This is a genomic window from Hyphomicrobium sp. (assembly GCF_036833075.1).
In the GTDB taxonomy this organism is placed as follows: domain Bacteria; phylum Pseudomonadota; class Alphaproteobacteria; order Rhizobiales; family Hyphomicrobiaceae; genus Hyphomicrobium_C.
Genome location: NZ_DAITQL010000153.1, coordinates 1 through 3375 on the forward strand (window position 1 = coordinate 1; position 3375 = coordinate 3375).

The window sequence follows — 3375 nt, forward strand, 5'->3', positions numbered from 1 at the left end:
GGCTCTGCCTCAATCTGTGTGGCGGAACGGTAGCATTCTCGCCCGCAACAATTCTGGACCGGCTCGACCGTACATGGCGCGTTTGAGCGTCTTCAGGCGATTGATCTGACCTTCTGCTTGGCCGTTGCTCCATGGCATCTCGATGGCGTTTTTGACTGCATCGAAGTCCCGGTTCAATGTGCGGGCAAAGCGCACGATGGGCGCCAGATCGGTTTCGATCGCGTTGTCGATCCATGCTGGGAGCGGGTCTGCTTGGCGGCTGCGCAGGATACCGTTGAACCGCATGGCGAGACTTCGCATCGTTGCGAAGGCGGGAGAACCGGCCTTGAGCGCGTCGACTTTCCGCGCTTGATCCGGGGTGAGCTTTCCGCGGGGTTTGATGCACAGCGCGGCTGCGATGACCGGGGAAATCGCGTGCCCCGTTTCCGGGTCCCGGACTGGCTTAAGGATTTCGTGCTCTACCTTGGAGTCGCTCCCTTGCTGTTCTGCTTTTCGCCAGCCCGCCAACAGACGCTGCAAATGCGACTGACTCCCCTCGTAACCGCGCTCTCGGATCAGACGGAACAGGGCGCTGCCAGTTCGAATGCCCTCCTTCCAGCTTTGGCTCAGGAACTCTTCAAAGTACCACGGCGATGTCGGCTTCAAAGCGGCCCGCCTGCGGTCCGGTGGTGTCTCGAACTGCAGCCATTTCGCGATGCTGCGACGCGGGAACCCTGTTCGCCGCCCGATCTCGCTGCATGAAAGCCCCTGATTTCGGAGCGCATGAATGGTGGCGAAAATCTCTTCCCGAGACGTCCTATGCGCCAGGCGTGACTTCAGAAGGCTGCCGGCTGCGGTGATGTTGTCGGCGTCGGACAGCAGCGCCCTGCCGGTCGCACGGCCGTGAAGGTTCATTTGCTCCTCGATGGCCTGCCGCAGGTTTTGTACGATATGGAACCGGTCAGCGACCTGCTTCGCCTGCGGTGCCCCTTGCCGTGCTGCCTGGGCGTAGAGACCGCAGCGATCTCTGCTGATCACTTCCACCTCGGGGTGTCGCTTCAGCCAGTTGGTGCAGCTGACGACATCTCGATCCTCAAGAATGTCGATCACCACGCGACGCTCCAGATCCACAATGATCGTGCCGTAGGTTTGCGATTTCCGCCAACTCCAGTCGTCGATCCCGATGACTGTCGGCGACTCGCCACTGTCTTGGGCACGGTTCTTCAGCTGCCTAAGCACCGTGTCATCGCTGACTCCAAGGCCCAAACGATGCAACAACCGCTCGGCTGGCCGTCCGCCGGTCGCATGCCCAAGATGGGTGACAATCTCCCCGACACGCGAAGTACGACGTGCAAATGGACGCGCAATCGAGGCGATTTGGTCTGAGAATGTCCGGCGTGGGCAAGCGGGTGCCTGACATCGCCAACGGCAAATTGCGAGATCAACCGTTACCTCGTCTCCATGCGCGGGATAATCCTGCAGCCGCCGACGCCGCCAGCCGTGACGTCGGCGTGAATGCAATCCACAGTCTGGGCAAATGCCGTTGGGAGCCAAGACGCCAGATACAATCCACCCGCCTCTTTCACTTCGCTCAACGCTTTGAACGGCAACATCGCTCCCGGGCGACCAGTGCTTCTTCGAACTCACAACTATACCTCCTGAATTTTCCAGTTTCAGGATAGTTGCGCCACACAAAGTGAGGCAGAACCGAATTAAGGGCTACGCGACACCGCTGATCGCCGGTGGGAACCGAAAGGGTACGACATGCTGACAAGACGACACTTCATTCAAACAACAACGGCGCTATTTTCTGCGACTGTTGCCAGCCCTGTATTTGCCGATAGCTGGCCCACCGAGGCGCAGAAGGCTGAATGGGACGAGCAAGTCACGCCGCCTGGCTTCGATCTGGCCACGTCAAACCCTTGGGGCCTACACCCGCGCTTCTTGCCTCAGCGTGTGGTCGCGAAGGACGGTCTCGTGCCGGGAGACATCCATGTCGATGCGGTCGCGCGGTATCTCTACCACATTGAGAAGGGTGGAACCGCGATGCGCTACGGCGTAGCGATCGCGCGGGGCAACCTCTACGAGCCGGGAGTCTATACCATCAAGCGCAAGGTTAGGTGGCCGCATTGGACACCGACGCAGAACATGATCGAGCGGGATCCCGAAAATGCAAGATGGGCCGACGGGATGGAACCCGGCCCTCAAAACGCCTTGGGATCGCGGGCGCTCTATCTCTACGTCGGAGATCGCGACACCTATCTTCGGATACACGGCACACCCTATCCGAGAAGCATCGGCGGTCGCGCGAGTTCGGGTTGCGTGCGGATGGTTATGGCACACATCAACGAGCTTTATCCGAACGTCGAGATTGGATCGACAGCACATCTTTATTCGGCTGAGGACAGTGTTACCGCGAGAAGTTGAATGAGGTAACTAGCTTTGAGCGAAATGATGTGACATGCGGGTCGTCGTCACGCTTCCCGCGCGACGCAGATCGGATTGCCGTTCGCCGTGCGCAGCGGCAGCAAGGTCGTTTCAACGGGGCCGCTATGTTTGTACCAGTAGCAGCCGTCTTCCGGCACCAAGCGCGCGGTTGTAACGTCCTGATCCGGGGCAGCCATTGCAATCACAGCTTCGGGAACGTTGCCCCGCTGGTCTGCCGCGTCGCCCGGCCCAGTCGGCTGGACTGCGCACCCGGCCGTAAGCGACAGCGCCACTGCGACCATCATTTTTTGCTTCAGCATCAAAACCCGCATCAAGCTTCCTTTCGTGACTGTTTTTCTTTTCATTGGCTTTTCATGCCTCAAGGCGTGATAGAGCCGGTCACCGCATCCTCTAGCAATAAAACAAACTGAAATACCACCGTATTTTGCTCTTGAAGCTCTAGCTACTGTAGGGGCTATGTCATGGTAAAGCACCCGAATCCAGAGGTCCATTCATGCCGCCCGACACCCATCGTCACGACCACGATCACGCCGAAGATGCCCAGACAAGCGGCGGCAGCTGCTGCGGGAGCGCCGGAACGTGCGGCGACATCGTTCCGGCGACCCCCGCGCCAGCGGGCGGGCGCAGTTTTCAGGTGTCCGGCCTCGATTGCGCCGAGGAGGTCGCAATCCTGAACAAGGTGGTCGGCCCGAAGATCGGCGGGGCCGAGCATCTCGCTTTCGACGTGATCTATGGACGGATGACTATTCTCGACAGCGCCAAGAGTGTATCGGACGGTGAAGTTGCAGAACTGGTCGCAAGCACCGGCATGACCGCCAAGCCCTGGGATGCCGAGAACGCGTCGGTCGACCAGGCGGCCCATCTTGCACGACAGCGGCTGTTTACGGCGCTCAGTGGCGGCTTCTGGGCCGCGGGATTTCTGTGGCACATCATCGAGACCGGCATGGG

General features: G+C 59.9%; 3 protein-coding genes and 1 pseudogene. 2 read left to right on the forward strand and 2 right to left on the reverse strand.

Annotation, left to right across the window (positions count from 1 at the left end):
- Positions 1–9 precede the first annotated feature (9 nt).
- Positions 10–1626 carry an ISL3 family transposase gene (locus tag V7082_RS21485; protein ID WP_073038202.1) on the reverse strand — a complete coding sequence of 539 codons (1617 nt, stop codon included), beginning with the start codon at positions 1624–1626 and terminating at the stop codon, positions 10–12.
- A 117-nt stretch (positions 1627–1743) separates the two neighbouring features.
- Here V7082_RS21485 and V7082_RS21490 point away from each other — a divergent pair, with 117 nt between their 5' ends.
- The gene (locus V7082_RS21490) at positions 1744–2406 is read left to right on the forward strand and encodes a L,D-transpeptidase (protein WP_334151722.1); all 663 of its coding nucleotides are present in this window, start codon (positions 1744–1746) and stop codon (positions 2404–2406) included.
- A gap of 47 nt (positions 2407–2453) precedes the next feature.
- On the opposite strand, the gene V7082_RS21495 is transcribed toward V7082_RS21490, so the two are convergent.
- Positions 2454–2771, reverse strand: coding sequence for a hypothetical protein (locus tag V7082_RS21495; RefSeq protein WP_334151723.1), 318 nt, complete (start codon positions 2769–2771; stop codon positions 2454–2456).
- Positions 2772–2920: 149 nt separating this feature from the next.
- Here V7082_RS21495 and V7082_RS21500 point away from each other — a divergent pair.
- Positions 2921–3375: pseudogene (locus V7082_RS21500) on the forward strand (hypothetical protein); the annotation flags it as partial.